Annotated in this window: 16 protein-coding genes and 1 pseudogene; 16 read left to right on the forward strand and 1 reads right to left on the reverse strand. The window is 40.7% G+C overall.

The features are described 5' to 3' along the window. Positions 1-67: 67 nt before the first annotated feature. The 3 genes from PCY09_RS05355 to PCY09_RS05365 all read left to right on the forward strand — a co-directional run bounded on the left by PCY09_RS05355 (position 68) and on the right by PCY09_RS05365 (position 1,873). Positions 68-1,330 carry a CapA family protein gene (locus PCY09_RS05355; RefSeq protein ID WP_125396820.1) on the forward strand — a complete coding sequence of 421 codons (1,263 nt, stop codon included), beginning with the start codon at positions 68-70 and terminating at the stop codon, positions 1,328-1,330. A 104-nt stretch (positions 1,331-1,434) separates the two neighbouring features. Further along, a complete protein-coding gene (locus tag PCY09_RS05360) occupies positions 1,435-1,662 on the forward strand; it encodes a hypothetical protein (RefSeq protein WP_061598569.1) in 228 nt (75 codons plus the stop codon). 16 nt (positions 1,663-1,678) lie between these two features. Next, positions 1,679-1,873: a hypothetical protein gene (locus tag PCY09_RS05365; RefSeq protein ID WP_020992817.1), complete on the forward strand. Its 195-nt coding sequence runs from the start codon at positions 1,679-1,681 to the stop codon at positions 1,871-1,873. Positions 1,874-1,984: 111 nt separating this feature from the next. Here PCY09_RS05365 and PCY09_RS05370 read toward each other — a convergent pair whose 3' ends face one another. After that, entirely contained in the window at positions 1,985-2,857 is an 873-nt protein-coding gene (locus PCY09_RS05370) for an AraC family transcriptional regulator (protein WP_301556695.1), read from the reverse strand. A gap of 110 nt (positions 2,858-2,967) precedes the next feature. Between PCY09_RS05370 and PCY09_RS05375 the strand changes: the two genes are divergently transcribed. From PCY09_RS05375 to PCY09_RS05435, 13 genes and pseudogenes are all read left to right on the forward strand, one after another. Continuing rightward, a complete protein-coding gene (locus tag PCY09_RS05375) occupies positions 2,968-4,404 on the forward strand; it encodes a glycoside hydrolase family 1 protein (protein WP_125396821.1) in 1,437 nt (478 codons plus the stop codon). A gap of 122 nt (positions 4,405-4,526) precedes the next feature. Then, positions 4,527-6,197, forward strand: a complete 1,671-nt coding sequence (locus PCY09_RS05380) for a methionine ABC transporter substrate-binding protein (RefSeq protein WP_061601594.1) — start codon at positions 4,527-4,529, stop codon at positions 6,195-6,197. Then, complete coding sequence (locus PCY09_RS05385) at positions 6,194-7,021, forward strand: Cof-type HAD-IIB family hydrolase (RefSeq protein WP_061601593.1); 828 nt, start codon at positions 6,194-6,196, stop codon at positions 7,019-7,021. The genes PCY09_RS05380 and PCY09_RS05385 overlap by 4 nt, the downstream gene beginning before the upstream one ends. Positions 7,022-7,025: 4 nt before the next feature. Further along, positions 7,026-7,658 carry an SGNH/GDSL hydrolase family protein gene (locus tag PCY09_RS05390; protein WP_125396822.1) on the forward strand — a complete coding sequence of 211 codons (633 nt, stop codon included), beginning with the start codon at positions 7,026-7,028 and terminating at the stop codon, positions 7,656-7,658. Between the two features lie 329 nt (positions 7,659-7,987). Next, positions 7,988-9,763: a pyruvate oxidase gene (gene spxB, locus PCY09_RS05395; RefSeq protein ID WP_060970698.1), complete on the forward strand. Its 1,776-nt coding sequence runs from the start codon at positions 7,988-7,990 to the stop codon at positions 9,761-9,763. A 110-nt stretch (positions 9,764-9,873) separates the two neighbouring features. Next, complete coding sequence (locus tag PCY09_RS05400; protein WP_125396823.1) at positions 9,874-10,221, forward strand: VOC family protein; 348 nt, start codon at positions 9,874-9,876, stop codon at positions 10,219-10,221. A 541-nt stretch (positions 10,222-10,762) separates the two neighbouring features. Beyond that, positions 10,763-12,337, forward strand: coding sequence for an ABC transporter ATP-binding protein (locus PCY09_RS05405; protein ID WP_125396824.1), 1,575 nt, complete (start codon positions 10,763-10,765; stop codon positions 12,335-12,337). A 250-nt stretch (positions 12,338-12,587) separates the two neighbouring features. Beyond that, positions 12,588-12,848 carry a SemiSWEET family transporter gene (locus PCY09_RS05410; protein ID WP_001291476.1) on the forward strand — a complete coding sequence of 87 codons (261 nt, stop codon included), beginning with the start codon at positions 12,588-12,590 and terminating at the stop codon, positions 12,846-12,848. Positions 12,849-13,056: 208 nt separating this feature from the next. After that, the gene (locus PCY09_RS05415; RefSeq protein WP_125396825.1) at positions 13,057-14,496 is read left to right on the forward strand and encodes a 6-phospho-beta-glucosidase; all 1,440 of its coding nucleotides are present in this window, start codon (positions 13,057-13,059) and stop codon (positions 14,494-14,496) included. 382 nt (positions 14,497-14,878) lie between these two features. Beyond that, the gene (locus tag PCY09_RS05420) at positions 14,879-15,559 is read left to right on the forward strand and encodes a response regulator transcription factor (RefSeq protein ID WP_125396826.1); all 681 of its coding nucleotides are present in this window, start codon (positions 14,879-14,881) and stop codon (positions 15,557-15,559) included. A gap of 1 nt (position 15,560) precedes the next feature. After that, the gene (locus tag PCY09_RS05425) at positions 15,561-16,436 is read left to right on the forward strand and encodes a sensor histidine kinase KdpD (RefSeq protein ID WP_125396827.1); all 876 of its coding nucleotides are present in this window, start codon (positions 15,561-15,563) and stop codon (positions 16,434-16,436) included. Between the two features lie 448 nt (positions 16,437-16,884). After that, positions 16,885-17,121, forward strand: a pseudogene (locus tag PCY09_RS05430) (methicillin resistance protein FmtA); the annotation flags it as partial. Positions 17,122-17,242: 121 nt separating this feature from the next. Then, positions 17,243-17,860, forward strand: coding sequence for a helix-turn-helix domain-containing protein (locus PCY09_RS05435; protein WP_125396829.1), 618 nt, complete (start codon positions 17,243-17,245; stop codon positions 17,858-17,860). Positions 17,861-17,916 lie beyond the last annotated feature (56 nt).

Here is a 17,916-nt window from a genome sequence, read left to right on the forward strand (position 1 = left end):
TGTTTTTCTAGAGGATGACTGGAACATCTATTTTATGGTAAAATAGATATGGTAGGAGGCGAAAAGGATGAAACGTTCGGATAGAAGAAAAGCTGAAGCCCAAAAGAAATGGTTTGTTTTTGCTTTGTTTAGTCTGATTATTCTTTCGGCTAGTCTCATTTTATTTTTCCAAAAGGAAATAGATGCAAGAAAGCAGACGAGGCAGGCAAGTATAGAAAATAAAAGTTCAGATAGGCCGAAGACTGTAGCAAACAAACAGGTTCAAACGGCTCGTATCATGGCAAATGGTGATTTGCTTTACCATGATGCCCTATATATGAGCGCTCGACGAGAAGATGGTAGCTATGATTTCTCAGAGAATTTTCAGTATGCTAAAGAATGGCTCCATCAAGCAGACCTTACGATTGGAGATTTTGAAGGGACCATTAGTCCTGACCTACCTTTAGCAGGCTATCCGCTGTTTAATGCGCCTGAGTCAGTAGTAGGAGCTATTAAAGATGCGGGCTATCATGTGCTTGACTTGGCTCATAATCATATTTTAGATTCTCAATTATCTGGTCTGTTTTCAACTGCTAAGGCTTTTGAAGACCAAGGTATTACACCGGTTGGTGTCTACACCCATGAACCACGTGCTCAAGCGCCTTTGACTATTAAAGAAGTAAATGGGATTAAAATAGCTATCTTAGCCTATTCCTACGGATTTAATGGAATGGAAGGAAATCTCAGTCAAGATGAATATGACCAGCATTTATCAAATCTTGATGAGGAGAAAATGAAATCAGAAATCGAACGTGCTGAGAAAGAAGCCGACATTACGGTTGTCATGCCTCAAATGGGAGTAGAGTATCAGCTACAACCGACAGAAGAGCAGGTAACCCTCTACCACAAAATGGTGGATTGGGGTGCCGACATCATCTTTGGTGGACACCCACATGTGACACAACCATCTGAAACTCTGGAAAAGAACGGCCAGAAAAAACTAATCATCTACTCTATGGGAAATTTTATCTCTAATCAACGGATTGAGACCATGGAAGGAGTTGAAAATGCTCAGTGGACCGAGCGAGGGGTTCTGATGGATCTGACTCTTGAAAAGACGCTCAAAGGTACCCGAATCAAGAGTGCTCAGGCTCATCCGACCTGGGTTAGCCGTGTAGAAAAAGGAGGTTTTTCTGCTGAAGGCTATCTGCTTTATAGTTACCAAACCTTGATTCTGGAAGACTTTATAGAAGGTGGAAAATATCGGGATAGGCTGGATGAAGCTACCAAAGAACGGGTCGATATAGCCTACCGAGAAATGAATGAACATGTTGCCTTAAATTGGGATTAAGTTTGTTCTCGTCAGTCACTTCAGCCAGAAGAGCATAGCTTTTCTGGTTTTTATTTGGTGAGACAGATGTCGTTTGCTATAATGAACAAGAAAGGAGCTTAGAGATGGAAGGTATTGGGAGTGGTTTGTTGCTAGTAGGTTTCTTTGTTCCTGTGTTTTATATACTATCAATCCTTAGTCTGCCGGCTCTTTTGGTAATTTTCTTTGGTCAAGCGGGTAAGTCTCTCTATTTGAAGTTCTTGGGACGTCTATGGCTCTTGTTTGGCATGGGGCTTGCTTTATACTTTGTTTTTGGAATTATCTATGCTCTCATTACTGGTCATGCTTACTAGATAATTAGGAGGAATCATGTTCTTATATCAATTCATTTTCTTTTGGTTGCTTTTGGTGATTTGGTTGATTCTGGCTTTAGCAGCCACAGTTTTGCTGATTTTTGGCCTTTTTCTTCGACGCAATTTCTTTAAAGAGAAGTTAGGACATTTGCTTTTGCGGAGTTTGCTAGTGTTGGGACTTGTGAATATCATTCTGGCCTTGCTGATTTAAATGACTTGGATAAAAAGACAAGCAAGATAAAAAAGATAATTTTCAATATTTTTGACAAATAAAACAGCCTCGGATATCGTCGAAGCTGTTTTTTATGTGTTTCAATAAATGTCATTTCTTTCGGTACTGTCTGGGAGTCATTAGATAGTATTTTTTGAACTGACGATTGAAGTTAGATAGGTTGTTGAAGCCAGATTGATTCGCGATTTCAAGGATTGAAAGATTTGAATGTTGCAGAAGCTCGGTCGCCTTTCTCAAGCGAAACTGAATGAGGAACTCCATGCAGGAGACACCGATATGCTTTTTGAAAAAGTTCATAAAATGAGTAGCGCTGTAGCCGCAAATATTAGCCAGATGATCAATTGTCAACTCCTCTTGATAATGAAGACTGATGTAATCAATAATATTTCTGATCTTCTCTTCTTTTCGGTAGCCTTCCAAGGATTGCGTTTTGGAGACAACATAACCATTTTCAAAAAGCAGATAAAAGAGCTGGTTGAGCTGAGCCTTTATCTGAAATTCAAAGTAGTCCTTGCGATGATAGCCAGTTTCCATGGTCTCAATCAGACAGGAACGGATGGCTTGATAGCCCTTGTGATGGGGTTCGATCACGTGAACAAAGTCTAGCTCTCCCTTGTAGAGGGGTTGCAGGTAATCGATACTAGCCTGATCCATTGCAGAGTAGCCCATTAAGTCCAGTTGGAAGTTTAAGGCATCCATGTAATGTTTTTGATTTTCGATATGATGAATGGAGTGAAGAGCATTGGGGCGGATCAGGATGATATCTCCCGCCTTGCTGTTGAAATATTCCTGGTCAATATGAAACTTAGCAGTCCCCTCATGGACATAGATGATTTCAACGTCCGTATGCCAATGAAAGAGGATGTCAGGCTGCCCATTTTTTGTAATAGTCCGGGTCAGTGAATAGGGGGTCCCTTGATTTTTATAAATTGTATTTTTATGAAGCTGTCCAAGATCTAGCATTTCCTGCTCCTTGTAGTAGAATAGTATCAATATATAAGAGAATTGTGCAAGAAAACATTTTCATCTAAGATTATAATATAATCAAAGAAAAAACGAAAGCGAGAAATGCAATGGCAAAATCTCCTAAAAATTTCCTCTGGGGCGGTGCAACGGCGGCAAATCAATATGAGGGCGCCTATAATCTAGATGGAAAAGGCCTGTCTGTTCAGGATGTGACTCCAAAAGGCGGACTGCCAGCCAAGCCGGGTGATCGCAATCCTTTGATTACCGAGGGGCCAACGCCAGATAATCTCAAGCTGGAAGGAATTGATTTCTACCACCGTTATAAGGAGGACGTTGCCCTCTTTGCGGAGATGGGCTTCAAGGTCTACCGGACTTCTATTGCCTGGTCTCGGATTTTCCCAAATGGGGACGAGCTGGAGCCCAATGAAGCTGGTCTGCAATTTTATGACAATCTCTTTGATGAGTTGGCTAAATATGGAATTGAACCTCTGATTACCCTGTCTCACTATGAAACGCCCCTGCATTTAGCGCGTCAGTACAATGGTTGGGCCAACCGCGATTTGATCAGCTTCTACGAGCGCTATGTTCGCACGGTTTTTACCCGCTATAAGGACAAGGTCAAGTATTGGCTGACCTTTAATGAAATCAACTCTGTTCTCCATGCACCCTTTATGAGCGGAGGCATTGCCACGCCAGCTGAAGAACTATCCAAGCAGGACCTCTATCAAGCGGTCCATCATGAGCTAGTGGCTTCTGCCTTGGCAACGAAGATCGGTCATGAGATCAATCCTGATTTTAAGATTGGGTGTATGGTCCTGGCTATGCCGACCTATCCTATGACACCTAAGCCTGAAGATGTGCTGGCAGCACGGGAATTTGAAAATCAAAACTACCTCTTCTCTGATATCCATGCGCGTGGAAAATATCCAGCCTATATCAATCGTTTCTTCAAGGAAAATGAGATTGAGATTCAGTTTGCGCCAGGTGACAAAGAACTTTTGGCTGAAAATACTGTAGACTTTATTTCCTTCTCTTACTATATGAGTGTGGTTGCGGCTCATGATCCGGAAAATTATTCTTCTGGCCGAGGCAATCTTCTAGGTGGCATCCTAAATCCTCATCTGGCTAGCTCAGAATGGGGCTGGCAGATTGACCCAGTCGGCCTGCGCTTGGTGCTAAATAGCTTTTATGATCGCTATCAGTTGCCTCTCTTTATCGTGGAAAATGGTCTCGGTGCCAAGGATGTCTTGGTGGATGGTCCAAATGGCCCAACGGTTGAAGATGACTACCGTATTGATTATCTTAAACAGCATTTGCAGCAGGTGGGAGAAGCGCTGGAAGATGGCGTAGAACTGCTAGGTTACACGACTTGGGGCTGTATTGACCTGGTCTCAGCCAGTACGGCAGAACTAAGCAAACGTTACGGCTTTATCTACGTTGACCGCAACGATGATGGTAGCGGAAGTCTAGCCCGTTACAAGAAAAAATCTTTTGATTGGTACAAAGAAGTCATTGCGACGAATGGAGACAGTCTCTATCATTAAAGAGTAAAAAGTGGGTTTTCGAACTCGCTTTTTAATTGTTGGCGGTTGAATGCCTCTTTGATTTTTACTATATCAAGTAGTATAATGAGGGGGATTATTTCAATTGCTATTAAGGAGTTCTTATGTTTGATTCTTCTTTTAAAATCCTGTTCTTTATTTTAGGGATTTGTGTTGTGATTTATATTATTGGAATAGTGAGTCGTCACCGTTTTAAACAAAAATTGGCAGGCTACTGGGGAAGTTCTAATCGTTTGGCTAAAGCCGATAGCGAAGCGAGTCTATGTGAGTCTCTTCTGCTGGAAATGGAACTTCAGTCATACGATAGCTTAGTAGACGATCAAACCTGGTCGGATTTGGATTTGTATGATATTTTCTCTAAGATAGATGCTGGGGCCCAGTCTAGTCTTGGTTCTGAGTACTTGTATAGTAAACTGAGGTTGCAACGCTTTGAAGCAGATCCGATTTTTGAACAATTGCAGAGCTATTTGAAAAATCATCCCAAGGAGCGCTTGGATCTGCAAGTTTTATTTGCTCAGTTAGGTAAGAAGAATTACAATCATGCTAAGAAATTAGTTTTACAGCCCATCAAGCCCAATTACTGGTGGCCTCTTTATATCCTCTTAGGTTTGTTGCCAATTATCTCCTTGTGTCTGATATTTGTAGCTGGTTCACTAGGCCTAGTTCTATTTTTGACCAGCCTAGTGGTTAATATAATTTTTTCGGCCATGACACGCTGGTCTTTATCTATGAAGCTGGAAAATATGAGTTATTTGGTCAGAATTTTCTATATAGCTGATAAAATGAAGGGATTGAATTTCCCAGGTCAAGAATACTTGAAATCGTCTAACAAACCTTTCCGTGCTGCTAGGGTATTTGGTTCGGTTTTTCAAAATCAATCAGGTGGGTCAGAGTTAGAAATCATCTTGCTCTACCTTAATATGATTTTCCTAATCCCTCAGATGGCTCAATCCTATATTTCCAGACAAATTTTTCACCATCAGCAAGAGGCAAAGTCTGTTTTAGATATTCTGGGTCGCTTGGAAGCAGCTATAAGCCTTTTGAGCTACAAAGAATCTCTTTCTTTTTACTGCCAGCCAAGTTTTTGTGAAGAGGCAGGAGTAGAGGGGAAAAAACTCTATCATCCTCTACTTAGTCAGCCAGTCAGCAATGATGTCAGCTTTACCAAAAATATCATGATCAGCGGAGACAATGCTTCTGGAAAATCTACTTATCTACGGACAGTTGCTATCAATGCTATCCTAGCTCAAAGTCTGAACTTTGCCTGTGCAGAAAGTCTCAACCTAGCCTATGGTTCGGTCTTGACAGCCATGGATGTGAGCGATAGTATCGAGACAGGCGACAGCTATTTTATTGCTGAGAGTCGCACCATTAAGCGGATGCTAGAGAGTTTGGAACAAGAAGGAATTCACTATTTCTTCATCGATGAGCTTTTTAAGGGGACCAACACTCTTGAGCGGATTGGTGCAGGTCTAGGTATTATAAAATGGCTGGCCGGGCGTCACTGTCTATACATGATTTCCAGTCATGATGTGGAGTTGGTGGCTACTTCTGGAGACTTAAATGACCAATTTCACTTTGACAGTCAATACCGTGATGGAGAAATTGTGTTTGATTATCAGATTAAAGAGGGGAGTGCCCTGACTAAAAATGCAGTGAATACACTTGAAAGTCTCCATTATCCAAAGGAAATAACAAATGGTGCTAGAAGAATTATAGAAGACTATGAAATGAGCGGTCAGTGGCATTTGCCAGAAGAAGGGGAAATTGTATGAGCATCAGAATGATTGCGACAGATATGGATGGGACCTTGCTGGATGGTCAGGGACAGCTAGATCTTCCTCGTCTGACTACTATTTTAGATGAGCTAGATAAGAGGGACATTCGCTTTGTAGTAGCTACTGGTAATGAAATTGGTCGGATGCGAAAACTTTTTGGTCCAGAACTGACGAATCGTATTACCTTTGTCGTGGCTAATGGCGCTCGTATTTTCGAAGGGGAAGACAAGATTGTGGAGCAACATTGGGATAGCCATCTGGTCCAGGATGTTTTAGAATATTTTGCTGGCAGAGAACGAAATTACCATTTGGTTGCTAATCTGCAAAATGGTCCTCACACCTTAGAAGGCATGGATTTTCCTATTATAGATAGAATTATGACGGAAGAAAGAGCCAGGGAATTCTACCGGCAGATTCATTTTCTCAGTGACTTTCAGGAGCTGGATAAAGAAGCTGTCATAAAAATGAGTATTGTAGTAGATGAAGAGCAGACTAGTTCTGTGACACAGAGAATCAATCAAGATTTTGCAGGACGTCTCAATGCAGTTACTAGTGGTTACGGGGCTATTGATCTCTTGCCAAGAGGAATCCACAAAGGCTGGGGACTGCGTAGCTTGATGGAGCGCTGGAAGATTGAGGCTGATCAAATTATGGCCTTTGGCGACAGCGAAAATGATCTAGAAATGCTTGAATTGGCGGGTTATTCTTTTGCTATGGAAAACGGAGAAGAAAAAGTCAAAAGAATGGCCAAATATATTGCACCAAGTAATAATGAGGCAGGGGTTCTCCAAGTTTTAGAGCAGTATTTAAAAGAAAGATAGGGATATGGCAGTACAATTATTAGAAGAATGGCTCTTGAAAGATCAGGCAAAAATGCAGGATAAATACCGTGAATTGAATCAAGTATCCGTTAAGGAACCAGATATTATCTTTATTGGAGATTCCATCGTAGAATACTATCCTTTGCAGGAACTATTGCAGACGAATAAGGTTCTGATTAACCGTGGGATCCGTGGCTATAAGACGGATTTACTCCTAGACAGCCTTGATGCCCACCTCTTTGGTCCTGCTTTAGATAAGGTTTTTATTTTAATAGGAACCAATGATATTGGTAAAGAAATACCTCAGTCAGAGACACTGGAAAACCTTGAAGGAGTGATTCAGAAGATTTCCAGAGAGTACCCATTGGCTCAGATCCAGCTTCTATCAGTCTTGCCAGTGAACGAGGGAGAAGAGTACAAAGGGACGGTTTATCTCAGGACGAACGAGAAGATTCAGGACCTCAATCGAGCTTATCAAGGCTTAGCCAGTATCTATACCAATGTCCATTTTATTGACCTTTATGAAACATTGCTGGATGAGACTGGCCAGCTAGGCCAAGAATTCACCACGGATGGCCTCCATCTAACTATTGCTGGTTATGCAGTCCTGTCTAGTGAGTTGGATAAGTATTTGTAGATGAGACTACTTACATCATTTAAAGACACAACTTGGTTCCGTTAAGGTAGGAATCAAGTTTTTTGTTTTCCTTTCCTTCCATACATTTTCTGCGAACAAAGCTTGATTTCAAAGGAGTTGTGAAAATTATTATAAAACACATTCAAGTTTGTGAAGAAATAACTGTCTTGTGTTATGTAATAGTTCTATCTTGTCTCTGAGCATATTCTTATACAAGTGAGAAAAAACATGGTAAATTGATATAGTAAAGTTTCTTGAAGCGTTTTCATTCACAAGTGAAAATGTTTTCAATAACTGAAAATTTAATTTATTGAAGGAGAGTTATTCTTATGACTCAAGGGAAAATTACTGCATCTGCAGCAATGCTCAACGTATTGAAAACATGGGGCGTAGACACCATCTACGGTATCCCATCAGGAACACTCAGCTCACTCATGGACGCTTTGGCTGAAGACAAAGATATCCGCTTCTTGCAAGTTCGCCACGAAGAAACAGGTGCTCTTGCTGCGGTCATGCAAGCTAAATTCGGCGGCTCAATTGGGGTTGCAGTTGGTTCAGGTGGTCCAGGTGCGACTCACTTGATTAATGGTGTTTATGATGCAGCTATGGATAACACTCCATTCCTTGCTATCCTTGGATCACGTCCAGTTAACGAACTCAACATGGATGCCTTCCAAGAATTGAACCAAAACCCAATGTACAACGGTATCGCTGTTTACAACAAACGTGTCGCTTACGCAGAGCAATTGCCAAAAGTGATTGACGAAGCTTGCCGTGCTGCGGTTTCTAAAAAAGGTCCAGCCGTTGTTGAAATTCCAGTAAACTTCGGTTTCCAAGAAATCGACGAAAACTCATACTATGGTTCAGGTTCATACGAACGTTCATTTATCGCTCCTGCCTTGAACGAAGCTGAAATCGATAAAGCTGTTGAAATCTTGAACAATGCTGAACGCCCAGTTATCTATGCTGGATTTGGTGGTGTTAAAGCTGGTGAAGTGATCACTGAATTGTCACGTAAAATCAAAGCACCAATCATTACAACTGGTAAAAACTTTGAAGCTTTTGAATGGAACTACGAAGGTTTGACAGGTTCTGCTTACCGTGTTGGTTGGAAACCAGCCAACGAAGTGGTCTTTGAAGCAGACACAGTTCTTTTCCTTGGTTCAAACTTCCCATTTGCTGAAGTTTACGAAGCCTTCAAGAACACTGAAAAATTCATCCAAGTTGACATCGACCCTTACAAACTTGGTAAACGTCATGCCCTTGACGCTTCAATCCTTGGTGATGCAGGTCAAGCAGCGAAGGCAATCCTTGACAAAGTAAACCCAGTAGAATCTACTCCATGGTGGCGTGCAAACGTTAAGAACAACCAAAACTGGCGTGATTACATGAACAAACTCGAAGGTAAAACTGAGGGTGAATTGCAATTGTACCAAGTTTACAATGCAATCAACAAACATGCTGATCAAGACGCTATCTACTCAATCGACGTAGGTGACACTACTCAAACATCTACTCGTCACCTTCACATGACACCTAAGAACATGTGGCGTACATCTCCACTCTTTGCGACAATGGGTATTGCCCTTCCTGGTGGTATCGCTGCTAAGAAAGACAATCCAGATCGCCAAGTATGGAACATCATGGGTGACGGTGCATTCAACATGTGCTATCCAGACGTTATCACAAACGTTCAATACAACCTTCCAGTTATCAACGTTGTCTTCTCAAATGGTAAATATGCCTTCATCAAGGACAAATACGAAGACACAAACAAACACTTGTTTGGTTGTGACTTCCCTAACGCGGACTACGCGAAAATCGCTGAAGCACAAGGAGCTGTTGGATTTACAGTTGACCGTATCGAAGATATCGATGCAGTTGTTGCAGAAGCTGTTAAATTGAACAAAGAAGGTAAAACTGTTGTTATCGATGCTCGCATCACGCAACACCGTCCACTTCCAGTAGAAGTACTTGAGTTGGATCCAAAACAACACTCAGAAGAAGCAATCAAAGCCTTCAAGGAAAAATACGAAGCAGAAGAACTCGTACCATTCCGCCTCTTCTTGGAAGAAGAAGGATTGCAATCACGCGCAATCAAATAATTCTTCTCGTCGAAAATCAAATGTAAACTTTGTAGATTTTATTCTTTGATTTTCTTAGAGCGGAAGTTAAAAAGATCGGAGCAATCCGGTCTTTTTCTGGAGGATAGTAAATGAATTTAAATCAATTAGATATTATTGTTTCAAATGTTCCCCAAGTCTGTGCTGACTTGGAGCGTATTTTGGATAAAAAGGCAGACTATGTTGATGACAGTTTTGCTCAGTTTACGATTGGCAGTCACTGCCTCATGTTGTCCCAAAATCATTTGATTCCTTTGGAAAATTTTCAGTCAGGAATCATTCTTCATGTCGAGGTTGAGGATGTAGAGCAGAACTACCAACGGTTGAAAGAGCTTGGCGCCGAGATTTTACACGGCCCAGTTGTAACTGATTGGGGAACGGAATCGCTACTAGTTAAAGGCCCTGCTGGTCTAGTGATTGATTTTTATCGTATGGAATAGGACGCGTAGTCATTTGAAGTTAACCTTAGAGGAAGGAATAGCGAGATTGTGTCTCGACGAACAGAAATGTGATAGTACGGCATGTATAGTAGTAGATAAGGGAATTTGAAATTAGTTTGTACTCGATTGAATATTATTAAAATGTAGGACTTTTCTAATATTCTGATTTTTCTTGAATTGTTATTTTAATAGTTGTATAATGTATTTGAAATAAAGCACAGATAAAGAGGTGGTAATATGAAAGTTATCACGATATGTATTGAGGTACGATACAGAAGATGGTAGCGTGTATTTCAACACTAAAAATAATCATTCATTTTTAATCACGGATGAATTAAAGCAGACTATACAGAAAAATAAAACAACTGAAAGTGAATATATTGCCTATTTAGAAGAGAATAAATATTTTCCTGAAGTAAATGAGGTAAACAAATATTTAAAACAGATAGAAGATAGGAATAATGAGATTGTAATATTTGTTAAATTTATATAATAAAAATGGAGAGGAGTGCTAGCCTCTCTCTTTTTCTAGGAGGGCATTATGAATAAAATATTTCACTATCTGGCTAAGAAAACGAAGTTTTATACTATCATTGGTGCACTGGCAAATGGAGGTTTGGCTCTTGCTCAACCCTTAGTCGTATCACAAGCCTTGTCCTTAAATCAAGGAGAACTGACTTATTCTAAAATCATACAGTTTGCTATTTTTGGCTTTACAGTATACTTCGTCTTGTATAGCTTAATGCTCTTTTGTAATCATACACATAATGTTTTTCGTCGTGAAATTCAAATGAATATGAGGGCAGATTTATTTAGCAAGCTGATGACAAATAAAGATTTTAGCGAAGATGAAAAAATCACCATGCTCACACAAGATATGGAGTATTTGGGGGATAATTACTTAGAAAAATACGTCAATATCATTTGCTGGAGCTTTGTTGCATTACTAACAGCGATTTATATTATTTCGCAAAATTTGTTGCTAGGTAGCATTTTTGTCTTTTTCACTATTTTACGTCCTATTCCTCAGTTCTTGATGAATAAAAGACTCAAACATACTGGTGATGACATGGCGCAAGGCAGAGTAGAAGTTCATAATCAAGTATCTGATAGTATCCGAGGAGCACATACTCTACTCATGAACCAAGCAATTTCTGAAAATCAGAACAGATTTTGGAAGATTAATCTAAATTATCAACGAGCAATTCAAAAGTTTTGCTTTACCCATAATATTATTTTCTTTTGCAACGGTTTTATGGTCTTTTTGAGCCAAGTTTTACCACTTGTTTTAGGTTTTTACTTTGCTATGGCTGGGCAGAAAGTGTCAGTGGCAAGTCTTGTTGCCATGTACATCGCAGCAGGTCAGCTAGTGAGCCCTATTCAGACTATTATGTATGATGCTGTAGATATACAAGGGGCAAAAACGACAGCAGATAAGATTTTTGGAATATTAGAAATTGGAGATGTAAAACAGATAGATAAAAAAGATGCGCAAGAATTACATGCCCTGCACATTAAAAATTTAAGTAAATCCTATGGTGACAGACAGCTTTTTACTCATCTAAACTTGGATGTTCAAGCAGGTCAGAAAGTTTTAATCAAAGGACCGAGTGGTTGTGGTAAGTCAACCTTGTTCCGACTCATTACTGGAGAAGAAATAGCAGATGAGGGAGAAATTATCGGCGTGACAACTGTTAATGAATCTACATCAAGTTTTGTATCTAGTATAGGAATTATTAGCCAACACCCATTTCTCTTTAACGATACAGTGCGTTACAATTTGACCTTAGGACAAGAATTTTCTGAGGAAGAGTTGCTTGCTGTTTTGAAGCAAGTCAAACTAGATTTTGAATTGACGGGTGGGCTGGATTTTATTATCAAGAATAACGGGGAGAATATTTCTGGGGGACAAAGGGTGCGGATTGAATTGGCACGCTTTCTTCTTCGTAGAAAAAATCTGTTATTGGCTGATGAAGTAACAGCAACCCTAGATAAAGAAAACGCCCTCATGGTACATGAACTACTATTTTCTCTTCCTGTTATGATGTTAGAAATTGCCCATCATATTGATGATGAAAGTAGATATCAACAAGTTGTAGATTTAGGAAAATATTGATTCTGGCCAAAAAGTCAGTTTTATCATAAAATGAAGTAACTATTTCAGCAATAAAAGACCCAGTATCAAGATTTTTCAGAACATAAAAATATGCGTTTTTCTGCTTATAACTATTTTTCCTAACTTCACTCTTATTTCTTATCACAAAATTGTGATAGTTTACATCTTTATAACAAAAGTTTTAAAGACTTGATTGTTTTGAAAGAAGATTATAAAATTAGATTCAGCAAAAATGAAAGAGGTTTTGAAAATGTCTGAAAAACAAATGAAAGTTTTGGGTTGGGTAGCGACCTTCATGTCTGTTATGATGTATGTGTCTTACTTCCCACAAATCATGAACAACTTGGCTGGTCAAAAAGGAAACTTCATCCAGCCCTTGGTTGCAGCGATTAACTGCAGTCTCTGGGTCTACTATGGACTTTTCAAAAAGGAAAGAGATATCCCTCTTGCTGCAGCCAATGCACCTGGGATTGTTTTTGGCCTCGTAACGGCTATCACGGCTTTGATTTAAAAGGAACAGAGAAGACTGGTTTTCAGTCTTCTTTTTTTGTTCCAGGGGAGGCTATTTGCTTTTTCGAGAGGATAATTTTTTAAAAAACGATCTGATCAACTTAAATAGTAGAATAGTATCAGTATGTCACAGTATTTTATAAGAAAAGGTTTACAGAATGAGCTATAATATAAGTAAATAAACAAGCAATTAGAAAGCGAGTAGAAATATGACTGAAAAACTGACTTTTCCTGATGGTTTTTTGTGGGGTGGAGCGACAGCTGCCAACCAATGCGAGGGCGCTTATGATGCGGATGGTCGCGGGCTGGCTAATGTAGATGTGGTGCCGATTGGTAAGGACCGTCTGGCCATCATCACGGGTAAGAAAAAGATGTTTGACTTTGAGGATGGCTATTTCTACCCAGCCAAGGAAGCTATTGACATGTACCATCGCTTCAAGGAGGACATTGCTCTCTTTGGCGAGATGGGGTTTAAGACCTATCGTCTGTCCATTGCTTGGAGCCGGATTTTCCCTAAGGGGGATGAGCTGGAGCCCAATGAAGCGGGTCTGAAATTTTACGAAGACCTCTTTAAGGAATGTCGTAAGTACGGCATTGAGCCCTTGGTGACCATTACTCACTTTGACTGTCCCATGCACTTGATTGAGCAATATGGTGGTTGGCGGAATCGTCTCATGCTGGAATTTTACGAGCGTCTCTGCCGCACTCTCTTTACCCGCTACAAGGGCTTGGTCAAGTACTGGTTGACCTTCAATGAAATTAACATGATCCTCCATGCACCATTTATGGGGGCAGGGCTCTGCTTTGAAGAAGGCGAAAACGAAGAACAGGTCAAGTATCAAGCGGCCCATCATGAGCTAGTCGCGTCAGCCATTGCCACCAAGCTGGCTCATGAGATTGATCCAGAAAATAAGGTCGGCTGTATGCTGGCGGCGGGACAAAATTATCCTAACACCTGCCATCCACGCGATGTATGGGCTGGTATGGAGGAAGACAGGAAAAACTATTTCTTCATTGATGTGCAGGCGCGTGGTGAATATCCTAATTACGCCAAGAAAGCTTGGGAGGGCGAGGGAATCACTGTCGAAATGACAGAAGAAGACCTGCAGCTACTCAAGGAGCATACGGTGGACTTCATTTCCTTCTCTTACTATGCGAGTCGGGTAGCTTCGGGAGATCCTAAGGTTAATGAGCTGACGGAGGGCAATATCTTTGCTTCTCTCAAGAACCCTTATTTGGAAAGCTCTGAGTGGGGCTGGCAGATCGATCCGTTGGGCTTGCGCATTACGCTGAATACCATCTGGGATCGTTATCAAAAGCCTATGTTTATCGTGGAAAATGGTCTGGGCGCAGTGGATATTCCGGATGAAAATGGCTATGTGGCTGATGATTATCGGATTGACTATCTGGCAGCTCATGTCAAGGCCATGCGAGAAGCCATCAATGAAGATGGGGTAGTTCTGTGGGGCTACACGACCTGGGGCTGTATCGACCTGGTATCAGCCGGAACTGGCGAGATGAAGAAGCGCTATGGCTTTATCTACGTGGACCGGGACAATGAAGGCAAGGGAACGCTCAAACGTTCTAAGAAGAAATCCTTTGACTGGTACAAGGAAGTCATCGCGACTAACGGAGCATCTGTAAAATAGGAAAAAGGCTGAGATATGAATGTCTCAGCCTTATTTATGTTTTGTCCCTATCCCGTTCTTAGACTGATTTGGATGAGGAATGGGAAAGTTGTAGCGTTACGATCCCAACAAGAAATAGTGTAAATAATTTTTCTTTTATAAATCCTCGATAGCGAATATTATACTTCTAAAGATAACTCTACAAAATACTATAATCATTCTTTTCTTCCTTTCTACATGTGATCCAGAAATATTGCTTTCTTTCATTGTAAGGAACAGGTTTCAAATATTCTTCAAGAAATTCTAAAATATTTCTAAAGTTTTGTTAGAAGATGACATTTCATTGACTTACGTCTTTTTCCTTGCTACACTAATAGTAAAAATGGAGCGAAGGAGAAGGACTGTGGCTAGAATTCTGGTGATTGAAGACAATAATGATATTCATGCGATTCTGACAAGTCTGTTTGAGAAAGAACATGAAGTCTACTCGGCTTATTCGGGAACAGAAGGGCTGGCTGTTTTTGAGCGTGAAAAGCCTGATCTGGTCTTGCTGGATATCATGTTGCCTGGTAAGAACGGTGACCAAGTATTGAAGGAAATTCGTAGGACTAACAGCCAAGTACCTATTCTGATGCTGACGGCTTTGGGAGAGAAGTCTCTGGTCAGCGAGTATCTTTTAAATGGAGCCAATGACTATATTGTCAAACCCTTTAATCTGGATGAGGTCTTTGCCCGTGTGACAGTCCAATTGCGTAGTCTGTATGCCGCATCAGCCGAGGAAGAAAGCCTTTGTTTTAAGAATATTCAATTATTGCCAGCAACTTTTCAGGCTGTTTGTGGAGAGCGAGAAGTTCGTTTGAGTAAGAAAGAATTTCAAATTTTTCAACTCTTGCTCCGCTATCCTAAAAAAATATTTACTAAAGAAGCTTTGTTTGAATCTGTATGGGAAGAAGCCTATCTTCCTGGAGACAATACCCTCAATACTCATCTTAGCAACTTACGTAAAAAGCTGGCTCAGCTAGATCCATCCGAAGAATACATTGAAACAGTTTGGGGCTTGGGTGTAAGGCTCAAGGAGGACTGAAATGGGAGTTCTTGCATTTTTATTGGTCATTATCTGTCTGCTTCTAGTCCTCGTTTTGGTTCGTTATCATATGGCAGTTAAGGATGTAGCCCAGCAAATCCGGCAAAAGCGTCAACAGGCTAGTTCTAGTAGGCTAGCTCCATCGGTCCATGTAGCAAGTATTTTAGAGCTAACTGAAGAGGTTGAGGAGATCTTTCAGGAGCTGGATAAGACGACCTTTGTGGTACAGCAAGAAAAGAAGACTCTGGACATGGCTATCAGTAATATTGCTCACGATATCCGGACGCCTTTGACCATTGCTAGTGGCTATACCCAGCAACTATTAAAAGAAGATAACCAAGAGAGTCAGCAACTAGTTAAGATTGCGGATAGTCTGGGAATGGTGTCCAAACGGCTAGAAGCCCTGATGGAGTATCGCCGACTGATGGAGGGAGCTATTCGCCCGACCTTTGTTAAGACGGATCTTTCTCAGCTGGTGACTCAGCAACTTTTTGATTATTACGATGCCTTTCAAAAAGCTCAGATTGACTTGGATCTTGATTTGACTGAAGGTTTGACCTTGACAACGGATCCTGATATTTTGGAGCGTATTGTTCAAAATATGATAAGTAATGTCCTTAAGCATGGTCAAAAGGCTGCCAGTATTTCTCTGAAACAAGACGGAGAGCACTGTATCTTTATCGTCAAAAATATCGTTCAACAACCAATCTTGCACCTGGATAAATTAACCAACCGTTTCTATTCAGAAAATCTCTCCAGCAGTGAGGAGTCCTCTGGTCTAGGTCTTTATATCACCCAGCAGTTAGTCGAAATCCTAGGTGGGGACTTGACCATGAGAGCCGAAGACGACTGGTTTGAACTGGTTGTGACCTTGTAAAAAAGACTTGAAAAAGCAAAATAAGGAAGGCTCAGCTCTATCAGCTAGCCTTAAAATCCGCTCATAAACCTCAGCTAATTTTTGAATTGGCTGAGGTTTATTTTTAGATTAAATCAAAGAAAGGCATGATAAAAATGTCTTTTTGTTTTGTGGTTTGAGAAGTCAATTATCTTAGAGAGGCCATTTTGCCTGTCAAAGTGAAAAATCAGCCACATGCTCTAAACCCTTGATATAACTGACTTGCAACTAACAGTTGACAATGATTCCAAGTTCAATTACCCAAAAAGCAACTAGTTTTTTTCTTTATTCCAAGTCCAGTCGCTAGAAAGGCAACTGGCTTTTTTGTTAATCTGAAAGCAGAAGCCAAGTTTTTGATTTCAGATTAACAAATCGCTGTCTTTGAGGATTTTGATTAAAAACTTGAGTTTAATTTAAAGGAGGAAAAAGCATGAAGAAAATTCCTTTATTCATTATGCTAATCTTATTTTTGTTTTTAACTGCTTCTTTATCAGCTGCTGCTGATGAGGCTCAACTTCCCTCTGGGACATCCTATAGTCAAATCGGACAGAAAATCCAAGACTATGTCAAGGAATATGAAAAGACATCGGCCGGCATAGCGACAGCAGTCTTCGACAAGGACGGTACCATTTACCAAGATTACTTTGGCTATATGAACAAAGAAAAAGAATAAACCTAGCATTGTATGATGAGGTGACAGGCAGACTTTGCGGTGTCTTCGCCTTGTGCTATAATAAGTGTCAATGAAAGAAAGTATAAAAAATAAGAAAGAGTAGGTAAAACAATCCATGAATCTATCAGACAGAATCCAGTACCTGCGAAAAGCGCGGGGCATTTCGCAGGAGGGTCTAGCCGACCAAATCGGTGTGTCCAGACAGGCCGTTTCCAAGTGGGAGAGTGAGCAGAGTATGCCTGATTTGGATAAGATCATTTCCATGAGTGACTATTTTGAGGTGACCACAGACTATCTGCTCAAGGGAATTGAGCCTGTAGTCCAGAAAGAGGAAGAGCAGTCAATTGAGCACAGGAGAATAGCCAGCAATATTTGCTATCAACTCTCTCTTGGCTTGGTAGGTCTGGGCATCATCCTCTCCATTATCCTAGCTGATTTTATCAAGGTTAGTGTCTTGCTAACACCGGTGCTAATCGTTCAGGGAGTAGGTTTGCTGGTGTGGGGAATGGGCCGCAATCTATCCGAGGTAAGACCTTCTTTTCAGGTTAAGCTAGCCTTGATTTTATTCTTACTCTTTGTTCCCCTAGGATTTCTATCTAATGTTCTTTTTCCTATGGGCAAGATCTTTCCATATCCGACTAGTTTGGCAGCCAGCCTTGCCTTTGTCACTTTCTACCTTATCCTAGGAGTCTGCATCAGTCTGTTCTTGAATAAGCAAGTTTGGAAGCAGTGAAAGAAAGCCGATAAAGGCGGCTAGACCAGAAGGGGTGAAATCCGTTCAAAAAAACT

Source organism: Streptococcus sp. SG2 (genome assembly GCF_030439925.1).
GTDB classification, from domain to species: domain Bacteria; phylum Bacillota; class Bacilli; order Lactobacillales; family Streptococcaceae; genus Streptococcus; species Streptococcus gordonii.

Bases quoted from the DNA above. Each gene is read 5' to 3' on its own strand.
- PCY09_RS05370 (WP_301556695.1), bottom strand. From the start codon at position 2,857: ATGCTAGATCTTGGACAGCTTCATAAAAATACAATTTATAAAAATCAA.
- PCY09_RS05415 (WP_125396825.1), top strand. From the start codon at position 13,057: ATGACTGAAAAACTGACTTTTCCTGATGGTTTTTTGTGGGGTGGAGCG.
- PCY09_RS05360 (WP_061598569.1), top strand. From the start codon at position 1,435: ATGGAAGGTATTGGGAGTGGTTTGTTGCTAGTAGGTTTCTTTGTTCCT.
- PCY09_RS05375 (WP_125396821.1), top strand. From the start codon at position 2,968: ATGGCAAAATCTCCTAAAAATTTCCTCTGGGGCGGTGCAACGGCGGCA.
- PCY09_RS05380 (WP_061601594.1), top strand. From the start codon at position 4,527: ATGTTTGATTCTTCTTTTAAAATCCTGTTCTTTATTTTAGGGATTTGT.
- PCY09_RS05355 (WP_125396820.1), top strand. From the start codon at position 68: ATGAAACGTTCGGATAGAAGAAAAGCTGAAGCCCAAAAGAAATGGTTT.
- PCY09_RS05425 (WP_125396827.1), top strand. From the start codon at position 15,561: ATGGGAGTTCTTGCATTTTTATTGGTCATTATCTGTCTGCTTCTAGTC.
- PCY09_RS05385 (WP_061601593.1), top strand. From the start codon at position 6,194: ATGAGCATCAGAATGATTGCGACAGATATGGATGGGACCTTGCTGGAT.
- PCY09_RS05365 (WP_020992817.1), top strand. From the start codon at position 1,679: ATGTTCTTATATCAATTCATTTTCTTTTGGTTGCTTTTGGTGATTTGG.
- PCY09_RS05435 (WP_125396829.1), top strand. From the start codon at position 17,243: ATGAATCTATCAGACAGAATCCAGTACCTGCGAAAAGCGCGGGGCATT.
- PCY09_RS05390 (WP_125396822.1), top strand. From the start codon at position 7,026: ATGGCAGTACAATTATTAGAAGAATGGCTCTTGAAAGATCAGGCAAAA.
- PCY09_RS05405 (WP_125396824.1), top strand. From the start codon at position 10,763: ATGAATAAAATATTTCACTATCTGGCTAAGAAAACGAAGTTTTATACT.
- spxB (WP_060970698.1), top strand. From the start codon at position 7,988: ATGACTCAAGGGAAAATTACTGCATCTGCAGCAATGCTCAACGTATTG.
- PCY09_RS05400 (WP_125396823.1), top strand. From the start codon at position 9,874: ATGAATTTAAATCAATTAGATATTATTGTTTCAAATGTTCCCCAAGTC.
- PCY09_RS05410 (WP_001291476.1), top strand. From the start codon at position 12,588: ATGTCTGAAAAACAAATGAAAGTTTTGGGTTGGGTAGCGACCTTCATG.